At 62.8% G+C, this 17207-nt stretch carries 18 protein-coding genes; 13 read left to right on the plus strand and 5 right to left on the minus strand.

Annotation, left to right across the window (positions count from 1 at the left end):
• The first annotated feature begins 47 nt into the window (after positions 1–47).
• Both P0D84_RS31025 and P0D84_RS31030 read left to right on the plus strand, forming a co-directional pair.
• Positions 48–566, plus strand: coding sequence for a sigma-70 family RNA polymerase sigma factor (locus P0D84_RS31025; RefSeq protein ID WP_179737589.1), 519 nt, complete (start codon positions 48–50; stop codon positions 564–566).
• Positions 563–1390 carry an anti-sigma factor family protein gene (locus P0D84_RS31030; protein ID WP_408342941.1) on the plus strand — a complete coding sequence of 276 codons (828 nt, stop codon included), beginning with the start codon at positions 563–565 and terminating at the stop codon, positions 1388–1390. Before P0D84_RS31025 ends, P0D84_RS31030 begins: the two co-directional genes overlap by 4 nt.
• A gap of 151 nt (positions 1391–1541) precedes the next feature.
• Here the strand turns inward: P0D84_RS31030 and P0D84_RS31035 are convergent, their stop codons facing one another.
• Positions 1542–2501 (minus strand): AraC family transcriptional regulator, encoded by a 960-nt coding sequence (locus P0D84_RS31035; protein ID WP_408342943.1) that lies wholly within the window; start codon positions 2499–2501, stop codon positions 1542–1544.
• A gap of 206 nt (positions 2502–2707) precedes the next feature.
• Here P0D84_RS31035 and P0D84_RS31040 point away from each other — a divergent pair, with 206 nt between their 5' ends.
• Entirely contained in the window at positions 2708–3610 is a 903-nt protein-coding gene (locus P0D84_RS31040) for an NAD(P)H-binding protein (RefSeq protein WP_408342945.1), read from the plus strand.
• Between the two features lie 374 nt (positions 3611–3984).
• Here the strand turns inward: P0D84_RS31040 and ribA are convergent, their stop codons facing one another.
• A complete protein-coding gene (gene ribA / locus P0D84_RS31045; protein WP_408346185.1) occupies positions 3985–4635 on the minus strand; it encodes a GTP cyclohydrolase II in 651 nt (216 codons plus the stop codon).
• Between the two features lie 269 nt (positions 4636–4904).
• On the opposite strand from ribA, the gene P0D84_RS31050 reads away from it, so the two are divergent.
• Positions 4905–5348: a CBS domain-containing protein gene (locus P0D84_RS31050; RefSeq protein WP_169490641.1), complete on the plus strand. Its 444-nt coding sequence runs from the start codon at positions 4905–4907 to the stop codon at positions 5346–5348.
• A gap of 145 nt (positions 5349–5493) precedes the next feature.
• Here the strand turns inward: P0D84_RS31050 and P0D84_RS31055 are convergent, their stop codons facing one another.
• A complete protein-coding gene (locus P0D84_RS31055) occupies positions 5494–5838 on the minus strand; it encodes a DUF4148 domain-containing protein (RefSeq protein WP_408342947.1) in 345 nt (114 codons plus the stop codon).
• Positions 5839–6112: 274 nt separating this feature from the next.
• The gene (locus P0D84_RS31060) at positions 6113–6760 is read right to left on the minus strand and encodes a DNA-3-methyladenine glycosylase (protein WP_408342949.1); all 648 of its coding nucleotides are present in this window, start codon (positions 6758–6760) and stop codon (positions 6113–6115) included.
• Positions 6761–7150: 390 nt separating this feature from the next.
• On the opposite strand from P0D84_RS31060, the gene P0D84_RS31065 reads away from it, so the two are divergent.
• Both P0D84_RS31065 and P0D84_RS31070 read left to right on the plus strand, forming a co-directional pair.
• The gene (locus tag P0D84_RS31065) at positions 7151–7495 is read left to right on the plus strand and encodes a BON domain-containing protein (protein WP_408342951.1); all 345 of its coding nucleotides are present in this window, start codon (positions 7151–7153) and stop codon (positions 7493–7495) included.
• Positions 7496–7915: 420 nt separating this feature from the next.
• Positions 7916–8998: a calcium:cation antiporter gene (locus P0D84_RS31070; protein ID WP_408342953.1), complete on the plus strand. Its 1083-nt coding sequence runs from the start codon at positions 7916–7918 to the stop codon at positions 8996–8998.
• Between the two features lie 106 nt (positions 8999–9104).
• Here P0D84_RS31070 and P0D84_RS31075 read toward each other — a convergent pair whose 3' ends face one another.
• Positions 9105–9998, minus strand: coding sequence for a LysR substrate-binding domain-containing protein (locus P0D84_RS31075; RefSeq protein ID WP_408342955.1), 894 nt, complete (start codon positions 9996–9998; stop codon positions 9105–9107).
• A gap of 478 nt (positions 9999–10476) precedes the next feature.
• Between P0D84_RS31075 and P0D84_RS31080 the strand changes: the two genes are divergently transcribed.
• The 7 genes from P0D84_RS31080 to P0D84_RS31110 all read left to right on the plus strand — a co-directional run bounded on the left by P0D84_RS31080 (position 10477) and on the right by P0D84_RS31110 (position 17154).
• Positions 10477–11571, plus strand: coding sequence for an ABC transporter substrate-binding protein (locus tag P0D84_RS31080; RefSeq protein ID WP_408342957.1), 1095 nt, complete (start codon positions 10477–10479; stop codon positions 11569–11571).
• Positions 11568–12692: an ABC transporter permease gene (locus tag P0D84_RS31085; protein ID WP_408342959.1), complete on the plus strand. Its 1125-nt coding sequence runs from the start codon at positions 11568–11570 to the stop codon at positions 12690–12692. Before P0D84_RS31080 ends, P0D84_RS31085 begins: the two co-directional genes overlap by 4 nt.
• Positions 12689–13588: an ABC transporter permease gene (locus tag P0D84_RS31090; protein ID WP_408342961.1), complete on the plus strand. Its 900-nt coding sequence runs from the start codon at positions 12689–12691 to the stop codon at positions 13586–13588. Before P0D84_RS31085 ends, P0D84_RS31090 begins: the two co-directional genes overlap by 4 nt.
• Before the next feature lie 58 nt (positions 13589–13646).
• Positions 13647–14720 (plus strand): ABC transporter ATP-binding protein, encoded by a 1074-nt coding sequence (locus P0D84_RS31095; protein ID WP_408342963.1) that lies wholly within the window; start codon positions 13647–13649, stop codon positions 14718–14720.
• Positions 14721–14778: 58 nt separating this feature from the next.
• Complete coding sequence (locus tag P0D84_RS31100; protein ID WP_408342965.1) at positions 14779–15603, plus strand: transporter substrate-binding domain-containing protein; 825 nt, start codon at positions 14779–14781, stop codon at positions 15601–15603.
• Between the two features lie 145 nt (positions 15604–15748).
• A complete protein-coding gene (locus P0D84_RS31105) occupies positions 15749–16495 on the plus strand; it encodes an amino acid ABC transporter permease (RefSeq protein WP_408342967.1) in 747 nt (248 codons plus the stop codon).
• 2 nt (positions 16496–16497) lie between these two features.
• Positions 16498–17154, plus strand: a complete 657-nt coding sequence (locus P0D84_RS31110) for an amino acid ABC transporter permease (protein WP_408342969.1) — start codon at positions 16498–16500, stop codon at positions 17152–17154.
• Positions 17155–17207 lie beyond the last annotated feature (53 nt).

Raw genomic sequence — 17207 nt, forward strand, 5'->3', positions numbered from 1 at the left:
CCGCCCACGCGGCGCCTCACGAGAAGCCCCCACGATTGGGATACAACATGGATGTCCGTGACGAGTTGATGGAGCATGTGCCGCGCTTGCGGCGCTATGCGCGAGCGCTGATCAACAATCGCGATCTCGCCGACGATCTGGTGCAGGACACGCTCGAACGCGCGCTGGGCCGCACCGGCCTGTTCCAGCCAGGTACCGACCTGCGTGCGTGGCTGTTCACGATCATGCATAACGTGTTCGCCAATCAGGCACGCAAGGCTTCGGCGCGTGCCGTCCACGTAGCGGTCGACGACGACAGCGTCCACGAAAGCGAATTTGCCGTGCCGTCCGACCAGGTCCGTTCGCTGGAAATGCGCGACCTCGACTACGCGTTGCAACGTCTGCCCATGGAGCAGCGCGAAGTCGTGCTGCTGGTCGGCCTCGAGGAAATGAGTTACGCCGACGTCGCCCTCGCGCTGAACATTCCGATCGGCACGGTGATGTCGCGCCTTTCGCGCGGGCGCGAGCGGCTTCGGGCATTGATGGCGGGCACGCAGCCCGGTGCAAAATTACAGGTGGTGCGATGAGCGACCAACACACGCCGATCGGCGAAGAAGATCTGCACGCATACGTGGACGGCACGCTGTCCGACGAACGACGCGTCGAGGTGGAGCGTGCGCTCGAACAGAACCCCGAGTTGGCCACCCGTGTCAGCGATTATTTCTCACTGAACAATATGTTCCATGAACGCTACGACCGCGTGCTGAGCGAGCCCGTGCCCACACGTCTGCAGACGCATTGGGCCAGTAAGCGCCGCTGGCGCATTGCCGCCAACTGGCCGCAGTTCGCCGGGATGGCTGCGGCGCTGGTGCTCGGCGTGGGCATCGGCGTGGGGACGCATATGGGGCAGGACGTCGTGGCGCCGGTCGCCGGTCACTCGGACACACGCCCGGTCAGTGCGGACAGTTCGGAAATGTTTGCGCGGCAGGCCGCGGTGGCACATGTGGTCTATATGCCCGCCATCGACCGGCCGGCTGAAATGACCGCGGATCACGAACAGGATTTCGTGCAATGGTTGTCCAACCGGCTCGGCACCAATGTGCATCCGCCGATGCTCTCGAAGAGCGGCTTCCACCTCTCGGGCGGGCGCCTGTTGCCAGGCGCCGACGGACCCACCGCGCAGTTCATGTATCGCGGACCGAACGGCGAACGTGTGACGCTGTGTATTTCGCATCGTCAGGTGAACTCGAATACCACCGCGTTCAAGCTGTATCAGGACGGGCCGGTGAACGTGTTCTATTGGGTGGACGGCGACTTTGGCTATGCGGTGTCGGGTGGGATCGATCGCAAGGTGCTGTTGCAACTGTCGCATGACGTGTATTCGCAGTTGACGGGCGCGGCGCCGGGTTGATAGGCCGAGCCAGGTTGTACCGCGATCGATGATTCAGTTTGCAGAACCGCTGCCGCGATCGAACGACGCGGCGCGCATCGCGTCGCCCGGATTGGTGAAGAGCCGCTGGCGCAACTGCGCGATCTGCGCGTCGCGTTGCTGGGGCGGCAAGCTATGACGCAGTGCTTTTTTCAGGTTTATCGCCGTGTCGCGCTGCGGCGCGCATGAAGGTATCGACTTCGATACTGCCGCCTGGATCCGCGCTGGACTTGACTAACTCCTTCGGCGTGACGCCAAGCAACCGCCCGATCCAATGCGCCATATGACTCTGATGCGCAAAGCCCGTTTCCAGCGCGATCTGACTCGCGCTCAGCCTGCCTTGAAGCAATAGCGATCTCGCCCGCTCCACTCGCCGCTGCACCACATACTGATGCACCGGCATACCAAGCGTTTCGCGAAACAGCACCTTGAAATGCGGCACGCTCAACCCGGTGTGCGCGGCCAGTTCGTCAAGCGTGAGGCGCTGATCCAGGTGCGCTTCGATAAACTCGATCACGCGAGCGGCAGCCTTCGGCGCAAGCATGCGGCGTTTATTATCGAGTGTGTCGAGCATGGGCGCGCCGCCGATCAGCCGCACCACCATCGCGGTACATAGGCTTTCGGCGTAAAGCGGATCAGACGCATCATCTGCTTCGACTTCGGCGCGTAACGCCCAGGCCAGATGCTGAAAGCGCGGGTCGCGCATCTGGAACTGCGGACGAAGCCGCGCTTCGCTCGTCTTCAGTTCCAACTGTTCGATGGTCCTTCGCGCGAAGTCTTCGCCGATCCACACACTGAAGATCGTGCAGGCGGATTCATCGGTCCACTGCCCGTCGACGCCCGCCGGAATCACATCCGCATCGCCATGTGCCTGAATCCGCGAGTAGCGACGCTCGTTGCACATGCAGCGCGCCTTGACCGGCGCCCCCACATGCACGCCCACGCGATGATGCTCGAGCGCCGGAATCCGGTGCAGGCCGGCCGACACACTCACCAGCTCCGCGCCGAAGCCCTGCCAGCCGAGTGCCTTGCTGGAGTGCAACGCCATGCGGGAACCACTGTGCGGTTGCGGTATCGGTGTCACGGCATTCATTGCTTCCCCCTCTGGATGGCGGCCAATGTGTGTGCATTGTGCGCGTTTTTTGCGACTCTGCCTGGCTCGCACCGCCTCGACATGCGTGCCGCGTCGTCGCACACGAAAACAATCATCCAGATCTGCGCATCACGATCCGTGCCCGCGCGTTTCCCGCGCCCTGCGTCCCTATGATGACGACATACCGATACGGCAAGGAGCCCAACGTGTTCGTCATCTTTGGAGCAGCAGGAAACGTAGGCAGAGTGAGCGCCGCGGCATTGCGCCGGGCAGGCCGTGACGTGCGCGCGGTCGTGCGCGACGCGAAGCAAGGCGAAGCGTTAGCGGAAGCCGGCTGCGAAATCGCTATCGTCAATCTGCTCGACCCAGTCTCGGTCGCGCGCGCTATCGAGGGAGCGTACGCGGTACAGATGCTGTGCCCGGTGCCACATGCCGATGCCGACCCCGCGGCCACGATGCGGCGCATGATCGACGTGAGCGCGGACGCTTTGCGCGCCAACCCGCCGCAACGCCTGCTCGCGCTCTCCGATTACGGCGCGGAACACGCGAGCGGCACCGGCATCACGACGCTGTTTCACACCCTCGAAACGCAACTCGCGACCGTCGCCTCACAGTTGACCTTTCTGCGCGCCGCGGAACACATCCATAACTGGGCGCGCGTGCTGCCGGTCGTGCTCGCGAGAGGCGTGTTGCCGAGTCTGCATCATCCGTTGAGCAAGCTGTTTCCAACGGTCGCCGCACAGGACGTCGGCCTGCTGGCCGCCGAACTACTGCTCGACGACAGACCGGCAAAGGTTTCGCCGCGGGTAGTGAGCATCGAAGGTGAGACGCGCGTCAGCGCGTTAGATGTCGCACGCACGCTCGGTGGATTGACGCGCCGTCCGATCACGGCCCACGAAGTGCCGCGTAGCGAGTGGGCCGCCATGCTCCAGGGCGCGGGACTCGGCGAGAACCACGCGCGTCTCATCGCGGATCTGTATGACGCGCACAACGCAGGCCGCATTGACGTCGAAACGGAGATTAGCGAGCGGCGCTTCGGTGCGACCGCGCTGGCGGACGTGCTTGCGGCGACTCTGGCGAACATGGCTTCGACTGCGACCGCAAGTTGAACTGCAACTGCTATGGCAACTTCGCCCGCAACTTCGCGCTGAACGGCACTCGGGAAAGGAGAAACGGCATGCCTACCTGCCCATTACTACGCGCGTCGATGGAAGCGCGGCAAATCGCGGCGCATTGCCCCCCGCGAACGCGCGCGACGACGAACGCCCGCTACTGGATAGCGGCAATTTCAGCAAGTCTTGTGGGACTGCCAGGTTGGCGAGCGCTTCGGGACTTGCTCGATGCGATCCCCGACAGCAACGACGACTTTCGCTTGTTCTGACTCGCCGGAACCTGGCTGGGCCAGGCACCCAATCCATCGCCGAAATCGACGCTCCAACGCCGGCCACCGTTTCGCAAACAGCAGCCGGCGCGCACGCGTCAATTATTCGTTCTCATCGAAGTAATGCCCAAACTTCAATTGTTTGGTGCGGATATAGCGCTCGTTTTCCTCGCGCATCGGAATCGCCAGCGCGACCCGCTCGCATACCGGAATGCCGTGCTTGGAAAGCGTATCGAACTTCTCCGGATTGTTGCTCATCAGGCGCACCGAGGTGACCTTCAGCGTGCGCAGAATGCCCGCAGCCGAGTCATATTCGCGCGAGTCGTCAGGTAAGCCAAGATCGAGATTGGCCTCAACCGTGTCGCGGCCCTGCTCCTGCAGCGCATACGCGCGAATCTTGTTCGACAGGCCAATGCCGCGCCCTTCATGGCCGCGCAGATAGAGCAGCACGCCGCAGCCTTCGGCCGCGATATAGCGCAGCGCCAGATCCAGCTGCTCGCCGCAATCACAGCGATACGAGCCGAGCACGTCACCGGTCAGGCACTCGGAGTGCAGCCGCGTCAACACGGACGACTGGTTCGCGACATCGCCCATCACGAGCGCGAGATGTTCGGCGCCGCTTTCGACCACGCGAAACACGTAGGAGGTGAACGTGCCGTAGCGCGTGGGGAGCGTGGCGGTAGCGTCAAGGACGACGCATTCGCCGCTGATTGCGCCGTCTGCAACTGGCGACGGATCGTGAGACGTGAGCATGGCGTTGGACAATGGTGCTGACATGAACCCGATCAAACCGGGGTGAGGTACGGACTGCGAGTTTACCGCTAATCGGCGCAAAGCACCCGGATGTCCATGCATCACGCAAGGAAGCGCGGCCGTGGCGTATCCGTTGCCAAACTAAACGTGCGGCGCGCCACAGGTATTCCCGAGGTACTTCAGCCGCGCGTCGCGCCTATACTGGAATGGCCTGTCCCTCACGACAGCACGCCGCATCGGCGTGCTGCACTGCGAAACGGAGCCGCTCCATGACAAGCGTTGCACAACTTCTTAAAACGAAACCGAACAACACCACGGTCTTCACTGTGGGGGCCGACGATTCTGTCTACGAAGCGATCAAGCTAATGGCTGAAAAAGGCATCGGCGCACTGGTCGTGACGGACGGCGACAGCATCGCCGGGATCATTACGGAGCGCGACTATGCGCGCAAAGTCGTCCTGATGGACCGTTCGTCGAAGGCTACGCCGGTGCGCGACATCATGAGCAAAGCCGTGCGCTTCGTGCGGCCGGACCAGACCACCGACGACTGCATGGCCCTGATGACGGAACGGCGCATGCGTCACTTGCCGGTGATCGAAAACGATCGGCTGGTGGGCATGGTATCGATCGGCGACCTGGTGAAGAACATCATCGCTGAGCAGCAATTCACGATTCAGCAACTGGAGTTCTATATCCACGGCGAACGGCCCTGAGGTCGCCGCCGAATCAGTCCCACGCCACGCATCACGCGCTGCCGACCGAAACAGGCAGCAAAAAAAGCCCAATCCTTGAAAAGGTTGGGCAAAGCTACCTTGCGGCAGCGGAGGTTCTGAGTTGTGGACCGCCGCGATGCGCGGATTAGTTACCGAAATAAACCGACTTCGGGCCTGACATCGGCTGGACCACGCCACCCGACTGCGATGAACCGCCCGTGGCGCCACCGTACCCACTGGTATTCGCGACCGGTTCCTGGTTCTGCGCGACGGCCGGGTTTTGCGCCTGCACACGGGCTTCGGCGGCTTGCAGGTCAGCCGGATAGTTCGAATCGTTGTTCGCGCCGGGGTTGTAGCCCGCCTTTTCCAACTGAATCAATTGATTGCGGACTTCCGCGCGGGTCACGGGCTGGTCGTTCGATTGAGCGAACGAAGCGACCGGAGCGGCGAGAACGGCTGCAATAGCGATTGCCTTGATGAGCGATTTCATGATGACTACCTCCAGACCTGGTTTTTTGCTTCGCTTGCCACACCATGTGAGAAGCGAGTGATTTCAGTCTAGTCACCCGATCGCCAAGGGAAAACCCTTAATTGCGAGATACATAATTGTTCAAATCGCAAAAATGCAGCGAAAGTTGCTGCTTGCATATACTGATGTCCTAGCTTTACCGTAATAATTGTCGGGATCGTAACCGTTTGTGTCTGATGTTTCGAAAACACGCCCACGTTGAGTGTGTTTTGCCGAGTGCGCCCGCCGCGGATGGTCAACTTTGCGTATTTGCCGACATGCCACTATGCAGCGCCAGCAACAACTTTCGCGGCCCGCTGACGAACGCGCTGCCGGGTTCGAAAAACCGTAACGGCCGATGCATCTCGCGCGACAAGCCGATCCGCGTCGTCACGCCAATCGGCACATTCCCCGTCTCGATCACGCCGATCCACAGGCCGCGCCCGGTGCAGAGATCGCGGCCATCGAACGACTGATCGATGCCCAAGGCCATGGTCAGCCGGCCGGGACCGCGAGCGAGGTCGCGCAGCGGCACGCCAGGGCGCCGCGCTTCCATCAGGGGCAAGCCTTCCAGCGGCTCGATGGCACGCAGCAGAATCCCGGCGCCGGTCCCCTCCGCTTCCGCGGACATATTCAGCATGTACGACAGCCCGTACGTGAGGCGGACATAAGCGAAGCCGGGGGCGAGAAACATCGAACCGTTGTACGGGCGGCGGCCTTGAAACGCATGGCTGGTCGAATCGCCGACCGGATAGGCCTCAGTTTCGACAATTCGGCCGCTGACACGACCTTCGGGTAAATCGTGCACGAGGTATTTGCCGACCATGAAACGCGCGAGCGCGACTGTATCGAGCGGCAAATCGTCACGAACCAATGGGAGGATGGGCAACGGCTGTTTCGGCATGCGGTTTGAATTTGTCGTGAAGGGCAAAGCGCGGGTTCAAGGGACGCCCGAGCGACGCGCAGCAGACGCACCGATCGGCGTGCCACCCGCGCCGCATCAAGCGGTAGAGCGCCATCGGCCTGTTTTCATCGGCCCATTCGTTGTACCAAAACCTCATTTCCGGGGAGCGGCGCATTCACCATGGCACTAATTGGAGTATCGTGTGTTTCCGGCTTGCAGGACAGCCCTTGCCGGCATGCAGGTGCTTAGGTGGGCTGATCAGCGCCAGATTGCAGGAAGTCGCACGGCCGCAGCAACATTCCATTCACATTTGATCTCGAAGTACCCGCTGGTGCAGTACAGCGGTCCCATCCGGGGACCGATGTATTCATGACAATAGGAGAGAGTTGAATGAAAGCATCCCAGGCAATCAAGATGGTCGGCGGCGCGCTAATCGTTCTGGCATCCATCAACGCGTACGCGCAGAGCAGCGATGCGGCGGCGCCGGCGGCACCTAACTCCGCGTCGGCCAAGAAAGCCGACCATGCGTTGGGACGCAAGGTGCGCACCGCATTGTCGAAGACCAAGGGCCTGAGCGTGGCAAACATCACCGTGCGTGCGCGTGGCGGCGCGGTGACACTGGCCGGCACGGTGCCCGAGCAGCCGCAAATCGACCTGGCAACCCAGACGGCGCAGGGCGTGGCGGGCGTGACATCGGTCAAGAACGCACTGTCGATCCGTCCGGTCGGACAGTAAGCCGTGTTTAGCCCGTAGCGCTGGACCGCGGACGCACCACCTGGCCAACAGGCGATGCGTCCTGACTGGAACATTCCGGTTGGTTTCACTAAAGCGGCCAGCCCCAGCATTCTCAACCGATGGTGAGTCACGCTTGGACGCGCCGCATCGTCAACGCCAATCCGCGCGGCTCGGTCCCTCAGACGCACAACAGCAGGCGCTTGCCTTGTCGGCTTGACCACTGCATCCGGCAGACGCTGCGCCGCATACTGACCAAACCTGGTCCGCAGTGAACTATCCTTTATAATTTAATGCGTTAGGACGCGTTGTTGACAGGATGGATTAGCATTCGCTCTCGCTCGAAGCTTCGCCTGCGTCCGTCCCCGCGCGTCGCGCCAGTCCATGCAAGCAACCTGAACAAGCAATAAAAGGAAGCCCTGAATGACCACAACCGCGACCATTTTGCCCCGCTGGACCATCGCTGCGCCCTTCGTCGCCTGGATCGTGCTGGGGGTGGCGTATGCCCTGCCGGGCAACGCGCTGCTGCTCGCACTGATCGGCGTTGCGCTGTGCGCAGCTGTGTTCACGGCGGTGCACCATGCGGAAGTGGTCGCGCATCGCGTCGGCGAGCCGTTCGGCACGCTGGTGCTGGCAGTGGCCGTAACAGTGATCGAGGTCGCGCTGATCGTCTCGGTGATGTTGACGTCCGGCCCCGAGAAAGCCGCTCTCGCGCGCGACACGGTGTTCGCCGCGGTAATGATCGTCTGCAACGGCATCGTGGGCGTTTGCCTGCTGGTGGGCGGCATCCGGCATCGCGAGCAGGACTTTCAGAGCCGTGGCGCGGCCGCCGCGCTGGCGGTGCTCGCCTCCTTATCCGTGCTGACGCTCGTCATGCCGAATTACACCACCACTAGCGTCGGTCCGATTCTGTCGTCATCGCAATTGGCGTTCGCGGGGGTCTCGTCGCTGGTGCTGTATGGCGTGTTTGTGTTCGTGCAGACCGTGCGGCATCGCGATTATTTTCTCGCCGACGTGCCCGATGAAGACGTGCATGCCGCGCCGCCCACCAACGGCGTCGCGCTGGCGGCCAGCGCCTTGCTGCTGGTGTGCCTTGTCGCCGTCGTGTTGCTGGCGAAGGTGCTGTCGCCGGTGGTGGAAACCGCGGTCCAGAACGCGGGCGCGCCGCCGGCCCTGGTCGGCATTATCATTGCCGCGCTGGTGCTGTTGCCCGAAGGACTCGCCGCCGTGCGCGCGGCGCGCGCCGATCGCTTGCAAAACAGTATGAATCTCGCACTCGGCTCGGCGCTCGCCAGTATCGGGCTGACGATTCCGACCGTCGCCGGGGTGTTTTTGTGGACGGGCCAGCCGCTGGTGCTCGGTATCGACGGCAAGGAAACCGTGCTGCTCATGCTCACGCTGGTGGTTGCAACGCTCACGCTCAGCAGCGGGCGCACCACAATCCTGCAAGGCGCCGTGCATCTGTCGCTGTTCGCGGCGTATCTGTTTCTGTCGTTCGCGCCCTGACGAGATGGGCGAAGGGCCTTCGCCGTAAGCCCAAGGTTTCCTATGCAGCGTTCATCGGCCTGGGTGAGCGCCCCCTAAGGCGAGGCAGGAATAACGGGCGCCTCGCCTACTCTTCCCAATGCTCCGCGATCCAGTCGCGAAACAGGTTCAGCTTCTGCTGATGCGCGACTGAATCCGGATACACGAAGTAATAGCGCCAACCGGTCTTGAGCACCGTATCGAACGGCCGCACGAGCCGCTTGGCGGTGACATCTTCGTCGATCAAGGCAAGGTCGCTGATGGCGACACCGAAGCCCTGCAACGCGGCGTTGGTCGCCATGTCGAGTGTGTCGAAGCTCGGTCCGTGTTCCGCGTCGATCGCCTGCACATTCGCGGCATCCACCTCGGTCACCTTGGCGAGCCACATCTTCCAGTCGCGATGATCGCGGGTGGGATGCAGCAGCGTGTGACGCGCCAGATCCGCAATCTCGTCCAGCGGTTTGTCTTTCAGCAGATCGGGCGCGCACACCGGCGTCAGACGCTCCTCGAATAACGGCACCGCCTGCACGTCCACACCCGGCGACGAGGCGTAGATGATCGCCGCATCGAACGGCTCGAGCTGGAAATCGACCTCGTGCTGCCAGGTCGTGGTGATCTGCACGTGCAGATCGGGATACTCGGCCTGGAAGCGCATGATCTTCGGCAACATCCAGCGCATCACGCAGGTCGGCACCTTCAGTGCGAGATCGGTGCGTTGACGCGTGAGGCGCAGCGATATCTCTTCGATGCGCGCGAAACTCTCCTTCACGGCCGGCAGCAGCAATTCGCCTTCGGCGGTCAGCGTCAGACCTTTCGCGTGGCGTTTAAAGAGCGGAAACTTGTAGTAGTCCTCGAGCGCGATGATTTGCCGGCTCACCGCGCCTTGCGTCAGGCATAGGTGGTCGGCGGCGCGCGTGAAGCTGCGATGCCGCGCGACGGTTTCGAAAATCTGTAGCGCATTGAGCGGCGGGAGACGTCGCATGAAGTGTCCAGTCTGGGATCAGGAAAAGTCATTGCGTGGGCGTGCGATGTTGCGCGCGATCACGCCCACTGAGTCCACAGCATACGCGATCACAAATGCCAGCACGCGGTGTGCGCGAAGCCATACGCATGCATTTCGCTCATGCCCTCGCCATCGATTGCGCGTGAGTGCGTTCATTTGCACCGCCTCAGGGCAGGTCCCGCCGGACACCGCACCAGAACCGAGCTTTCCTCATACCTCCACCACGCCGCCCCGAGCAAAATGATCATGGACGTTAACCCCGATACGCCAGCACCTCGGCGTTCCCACGGATTGCAGCAAAGCCGCCGCTAGCATCCCGCGACAGCGAGCCCATGAGATTCCGTCATGCGCTCCATGCGCATATTTCGTTTGGCGGAGGATTTTGACAAACCTAGAGTGCATCAACACGCAACGCTTCGGGCGTAGCGAGAGGTTGGGTTCAACACAGGAGAGCGCCATGCAAGAGATCAAACGGGGTAGAAGGCAGGCCATCAAGACGATCGGCGCGGCACTCGCGGCGTCCACGTTGCCGATGCCGTTCATCAATCTGCGCGCGCAGGAGCACAACTTCTCCGGCAAGACACTGCGCCTCCTGACCTGGTCCGACGACACCGGCGCTGCCGCCTTGCGCAATATCGCCGCCACCTTCACGGCGAAGACCGGCGCGAAGGTGATCGCCGACCGCGCCGACGGCACTTCCGGCATGGTCGCCAAGGTCAAGGCCGCGGGCGATCGGCCTACCTACGACGTCATCACGCTGGCCGGCGTCGGCGCCGCGGGTCTCGGCGACGCGGGTCTGCTGATGAAGCCCGATCTCGACAAGCTGCCGAACCTGAAGGAGGTCGCGCCGCAATACCGCACGGGCGCGAATGGCTTCGGCGTCGGCTATCTGCTGTGGTCGGACGGTTTGATCTACAACACCTCGACGGTCAAGACGGCGCCGTCTTCGTACGAAGCGCTATGGGATCCGAAATACGCCGGACGCCTGTTCCTGCCGCCGCCCGAATGGGCCGAAGCGGTGGACCTCGCGATCATTGCCGCGAAAATGAATGGCGGCTCGCAACAGAACATCGAGCCGGGTTTCAAGAAACTGATGCAGTTGAAAGACCACGTGATGACGCTCGGCGAGAATCCGAACCAGGTGGCCGATCTGTTTCGCACGGGTTCACTCGATATTGGCGGCATCTATTCGCCGGCCTTTTTCCCAAACCAGATCCGCAAGCCCGAATACAAAATGGGCGTGACCTACGGCATGAAGGAAGGCTTCGCCACGCAACTGATGTTCACGGTGATCCCGAAGTCGCACCCGGCCGACAGCGATCTGATCCATGCCTTCATCAACCATTCGCTCGATGCCGGCGTACAAGGCCGCATGGCTGCCGACGTGCTGAACGGCCCGGTCAATTCGAAAGCGGTGATTCCGGCAGAGAGCCGCGCGTTCGTGCCGAGCCCGCAGCAGATTGCCGAGAAAGCGATCCTGCATGATGACAAGGCGCTCGCCGTCGTGCAGCCGGCATGGATCAAGCGCTACACGGAAATTTTCGCGGCATGACTGCGATGCTAGCGCGCTTTTCGCGGCGTGCCTCGTCGGCCTCGGAAGTGCCGTCGGAAGCCGCCTCGGTAGTGGCGTCGAACGTGGCCTCGGAAACGGCTCAGGACACGGCTTCTGAAACGTTGTCCGACGCGGTGACAGATGTGGCATCGGGACCCGCGTCCGACGCTCCGTCCGGCGTGCGCGCGTCCCCTACCGACGCCGTATCCGGAACGGCACCCGGCGTACGCCCCGCCTCTGCCGACGCACCACACGCCCCCACCGGCGCCATCATGACGAAAGCGCGTCCCTGGCTTCTGCTCACGCCGATCCTGCTATTTCTCGCCATACTCGGCGCGGCAGCGCTCGTCGTACTGCGCATGAGCTTCGGCACGCAAGGCAACGAATGGCGTGGCTTCACGCTGCAGAACTACGCCGATCTCCTCGACGGCTATTTCCTGAAGTCGTTGTGGCTCACGTTGAGGCTCGCGTTCCAGAGCATGGTCTGCGCCGTGCTGCTGGCGATTCCCGTCGCTTTGGCGATGGCGCGCACCCGCTCACGGCTCGCGCGGCGGCTGTTGCTGGCCGGCGTGCTGCTGCCCTTGCTCGTCAATCTGCTGTTGCAGGGTTATGGCTGGCTGATCATTCTCGGTCCGGCCGGCCTGCTCAATCACGCACTGCTCGGCAGCGGCCTTGTCGATCGCCCGGTGATGTGGCTGTATCGCGAACACGGCGTGTTGCTCGGTTTGATTCAGACGGCGTTTCCGCTCGCCGTGTTGCCGTTGTCGAGTGCCATGCGCGCGGTCTCGAGTTCGTATGAAGAAGCCGCGGCCACGCTGGGCGCGACGCGTTGGCAAACGCTGCGTCACGTCTTGCTGCCGCTCGCCATGCCGGGGCTCGTGTCCGGCGCCCTGCTCGTGTTCGCGTACAACGCCAGTGCCTTCGCCGTGCCCCTGCTACTTGGCGGACGCCGTGTGCCGATGCTCGCGGTGCTGGTCCACGACCAGGTCGCACCCTTGCTGAACTGGCCCGCCGCTTCCGCATCGGGCGTCGTATTGATGATCGCGACGCTGACTGTGATGGCGCTGTCGCAGCGGCTCGTGCGCCGTACCCAACGTCTCGCCGAGGAGCCTCACGCATGAGCACGCCGATCCAGACTCCGCGCCTGACACGCACACCGGGCTCACCGGGTGCACCGCGCCTGCCGCGCTTGCCGATGACCATGCCCGGTCAGCTCGGCAAGGCCACCGCGCTGCTCGCCGCAATCGTACTGTTCCTCGCCGCGCTGCCGATCCTGACGATGATCACCATGTCGTTCAGCGCTGCCGACACGCTTGAATTCCCGCCGCACGCCTACGGCCTGCATTGGTATCGCGCGGCGTGGCACAGCTTCGTCTCGCCGGACGCGAGCGACTCGCTCTCGATGGGCGCCGCGCTTAGCACGAGCCTGATCGTCGCGCTCTCGACCATGGTGATCGCCACGCTCGTCTCGGTGCCGGCCGCCTACGCACTGAGCCGCTACCGTTTCCGCGGCAAGCCCGCGGTCGAACAACTGGTGGCATTGCCGCTCGTCTATCCGCTGGTGATGCTCGGCCTGTCGCTGCTGCTGGTGTTCAACGTGCTGCCGGTCGAACTCGGCGTATTCCGCCTGATCATCGCGCATGTGATTCTGGCGCTGCCGTTCACCGTGAAAAATTGCGCCGCGTCGGTGGCCTCGATCGGCCCCGAGTTCGAGGAAGCCGCCTGCGTGATGGGCGCGAGCCCGACCCGCGCGCTGATCGATGTGATCCTGCCATTGATGCGCCCCGGCATTCTCGCCGGCATGCTGTTCGCGTTCATCGTCTCGTTCAACGAATTCACGGTGACGTTCTTCCTGTACGGCATCGACACGATGACGTTGCCGGTGTGGCTCTACAGCCGCACGGTGTCGTCGCTCGATCCGACGGTGTTCTGTTTCGCCGTATTCATCGTCGCGATCGACTTCGCGCTGATCTGGCTGCTTGAAAAGCTGATCGGCGACGAAGGCGTGGCCCTTTGAACGCCTTGGACCACCCTTCAATTCGCGCTGCGATGACGCCCTCTTGCTGGAGCATTCGATGACCCATCTGACCTTGCAGGCCGTGACCAAGCGCTTCAACGCGGCGTATGCCGTCGACAGCGTCGATCTGAGCGTGCCCGACGGCAAGCTGGTGTGCTTTCTCGGGCCGTCCGGCTGCGGCAAGACCACGCTGCTGCGGATGATCGCCGGGCTGGAAACACCGAGCTCAGGCAGCATCGATTTCGCCGGCCGCGACATCACGCATCTGCCCGCCAACCAGCGCGACTTCGGCATGGTGTTTCAGTCGCTCGCGCTGTTTCCGCATATGACGGTCGCGCAAAACGTCGCGTATCCGCTCAGGTTGCGCAAGACCGCGAAAGACGCGCAAGCGCGCCGCGTCGCCGAATTGCTGGAGTTGATCCAGTTGCCGCATATGGCGAACCGGCCGGTCACGCAACTCTCGGGCGGCCAGCGGCAACGCGTGGCGATTGCGCGCGCGATCGCGTCGCAACCGAAGCTGCTGCTGCTCGACGAACCGCTTTCCGCGCTCGACGCCAAACTGCGCGAAGCGATGCAGGTCGAAATCCGGCAGCTGCAACAGCGCCTCGGCATCACGACGATCATGGTCACGCACGATCAACGCGAAGCGATGACGATGGCCGACGAAATCGTGGTGATGGAGAAAGGCCGGATTGCGCAGGTCGGCAAACCGCTCGATATTTATCGCGACCCGGTCAGCGAATTCGTCGCTGATTTCATCGGTCTTGGGAACATCCTGCCGGTCACCTACGACGGCGCGGGCGGTGTCAGTCTGCCGGGCGGCCGGCGCATCGCCGTTGCGCAACCGGCGCGGGTGCCGGACTCCCATAGCGATATCCGTCTGCTGATCCGGCCGGAGGACGTGTGCGTCAAATCGGCCTCCGCGGATGCCGGGCCGAACCGGCTCGCGGGCACGGTGACTTTTATCCGCGATGTGGGGGCGTCGCTCGAAGCGACGATCGATTGCGCCGGCTTCACGCTAACCGCCGCGACCACCCCGCGCGAAACGCCGGGACTGACACTCGGAATGCCGGTGCTCGCGGAATTGCCAGCACACGCGTGCAAACTGATTGCCGCGCGGGCGGCGCGTTAATCCGCGTAGCGCTCACAGATACCCATTCCAATACCGAGTTTTCGACAGAGGAAAGACCATGAACCAGCCGCAAGTTGCCCGCAATAGCACCCGCCGCGTCGTCGCCACCCTCGCTGCGACGCTCGCCTTCACCGGCCTCGGTGCATTGTGTGCGTTTCCGTCGGCCGCGAAGGCGGATGCGCTCGACACGATCGCGAAGTCCGGCACGGTACGCATCGGCGTATTCGAGGACTATCCGCCGTTCGGTTCGATCGGCCCGGATATGAAGCCGATGGGCTACGACATCGACGTCGCCAATCTGATCGGCAAGGCGTTGAACGCGAAAGTCGAACTCGTGCAAGTGACGGGCGACAACCGCATGGCCTACCTCGCCGATCACAAGGCCGACATGTTGCTTTCAGTCGGCCAGACGCCGGAGCGCGAAAAAGTGATCGACTTCTCGCAGCCTTATGCGCCCTACTATCTCGCCGTCTTCGGCCCGAAAGCGCTGCCCGTGAAAAACGCCGCCGACCTCGCCGGCAAGTCGATTTCGGTCGCGCGCGGCACGCTGGAAGACCTGAGCGTGACCAAGATCGCCCCGCCCACGGCGACCATCAAACGTTTCGACGATCCTAACGGCGCTATTTCGGCATTTCTTTCTGGTCAGGTACAGTTGATGGTAGTCGGCAACGACGTCGGCGCAACCATTCTCGCGCGTCATCCGGCGAACGATCCGGAGCAGAAGTTCTCGCTGTTCAGCTCGCCGGACCACGTCGGTTTGAACAAGAACGAGCCGCGTCTGAAGCAGAAAGTCGACGAAACGATTGCCAAGGCTCGCAAGGACGGCACCATGAATGCGATTTCGCAGAAATGGCTGCGTGCGCCGCTGCCGGCCGACCTCTGAACCTTTTATTGCGCGAACCGACCAAGCCGGTTCCCTGGGGCGTCCTTCGGAGCGGCCCTCAAGGGGAGTTCCTTCGGGCACCCCCCAAGGGGACTTCCTTCGGGGCGGTTGCGCGGGAGTTTGACCTCATGATGGGCGCCACGCCATGACCTATGCGTTCGATTTCAGCGGCTTCGGCCTCTATGCGGGGCTGCTCGCGCGCGGCGTCGCCGTCACGCTTGGGCTGACCGCCGTATCCACCGTGCTCGGCGGTCTCGTTGGGATTGGCGGCGCGAGTATCGCGGTGGCCGGGCCGAAGTGGGCGCGCTGGGTGGTCGCGACTTACGTCGAGTTGATCCGCAATACGCCGTTCATCGTACAGTTGTTTTTCATTTTCTTCGGCTTGCCGAGCCTCGGCATTCATATCGACGAGGTGCAGGCCTCGATTCTGGCAATGACCGTCAATCTCGGCGCGTATGCGATCGAAATCGTGCGCGCGGGCATCGATTCGATTTCGCGTGGCCAGGTGCAGGCAGCGCAAGCGCTCGGCCTGCATGGACGGCAAGTGTTCCGCTACATCGTGCTGCCGCAGGCGCTCGCCAACGTGTTTCCCGCGCTGTTGAGCCAGGTGCTGATCGTGATGCTCGGCTCGGCGGTGGTCTCGCAGATCTCCGTGCCCGATCTGACCTATGCGGCCAACTTCATTCAGTCGCGCAACTTCCGCTCGTTCGAGAGCTATCTGATCATCACCGCAACGTATCTGGCCTTGTCGATTCTGTTGCGGCAATTGCTGAACCGGTTTGGCCGCGGACTGTTTGCCGGGCGCGCCGCGCGAGGCGCCGACAACGCACCGCGTAACTGGCGCACCCGCCTGATGTGGCGCGGCGCCCGCACCCTGCCGACGGAGCGTTGATCATGGTCGAATTCACACTGTGGGACATCGCCCGCAATCTGCTGCTCGCCGCCCGCTGGACGGTTCTGTTGTCGTTGATCGCGTTTGTCGGCGGCGGTGTTGTCGGGCTGATCCTGCTCGCAATGCGCGTGTCGCCGATCGCGTGGCTGCGCCGGATCGTCGTCGTGTATGTGGAAGTGTTTCAGGGCACACCGCTGCTGATGCAACTGTTCCTGGCATTCTTCGGCCTGCCGTTGCTGGGTGTCGATGTTTCGCCCTGGGTGGCGGCGACCGTCACGCTGACGCTCTATACGAGCGCCTATCTGGTCGATATCTGGCGCGGCTGCGTGGAAGCCGTGCCGCGCGGTCAATGGGCCGCGGGGGCGAGTCTCGGCATGACGTTCAGCCAGCAACTGCGCTACATCGTCTGGCCGCAAGCGCTGAAGATCGCCGTGGCGCCGACGGTCGGCTTTCTCGTGCAGGTGGTGAAAAGCACGGCGCTGGCGTCGATCATCGGCTTCACCGAGTTGACCAAGACTGGCACGATGATCACCAATGCCGCGTTCCGACCGTTCCCGATCTACGGCATGGTCGCGATGATTTACTTCGCAATGTGTTTTCCGTTGACGTGGTATGCGCGCGTGCTGGAGAAGCGGCAGAAGGTGGGGCAGCATCGGTGACTTGCCGTTAGCTGTTCCTTTGCTGCACTGAACTGTTCCGGACACGCCGGGTA

This window comes from Paraburkholderia sp. RL17-337-BIB-A, from assembly GCF_046025895.1.
Taxonomy (GTDB): domain Bacteria; phylum Pseudomonadota; class Gammaproteobacteria; order Burkholderiales; family Burkholderiaceae; genus Paraburkholderia; species Paraburkholderia fungorum_C.